Source organism: Vibrio genomosp. F10 str. 9ZD137, from assembly GCF_049974785.1.
In the GTDB taxonomy this organism is placed as follows: Bacteria; Pseudomonadota; Gammaproteobacteria; order Enterobacterales; family Vibrionaceae; genus Vibrio.
In genome coordinates, this window is the sequence record NZ_JBNGCJ010000851.1 from 1 (window position 1) to 564 (window position 564).

1 protein-coding gene is annotated in these 564 nt (G+C 41.0%); it reads right to left on the reverse strand.

Annotated features, from left to right (window positions below; all coding sequences use genetic code 11):
* Positions 1–26 precede the first annotated feature (26 nt).
* The coding region (locus ACP45E_RS19210; RefSeq protein WP_206743908.1) for a GNAT family N-acetyltransferase at positions 27–564 on the reverse strand (538 nt) is incomplete at its 5' end.

The window sequence follows — 564 nt, forward strand, 5'->3', positions numbered from 1 at the left end:
TCCCTCTTAAATTGCTTGTTAGCCCATTACTCAAAAGCTTCATGAAATTCAACTTCACCTACTAGCTTTTCTTTTGTAAACCAAATTGCCTGGAAATATTCCGTAGGTGCTCCCTGATATGTTAGAGCTGACTCAATTTCAAAGCCTAAACGAGAGTAATAATTTGGGTCTCCGACTAAAACGCAACACTTCGCATTATTTTCGGCTAAATACTCTAAGGCTGAGTTTAGCAACGCAGTGCCATATCCCTTTCCTTGAGCTTCAGGAAGTATGGCAAGTGGCCCAAGGCCAAAGTATGGACCATTGAGACCATCAATTTTTATTGGTGAGAGAGCTAAATGCCTAACCACTGTTCCCTCATTTTCAAGTACCAATGACAAAGATAGAGCGTCATTCTCTCGCAACTTTTCCGATAAATATTGCTCTGTACCTGACGCGTACGGTTTACCCACGAAAGCTAGCTTCGTTATTTCTTCAATTCTTGAATAGTCAGATACTTTCTCGTTTCTTATCTTCATACTTCTTTTCATCCTTGTGTGGGCTAACGCTCTGCTAAGCGGCAAA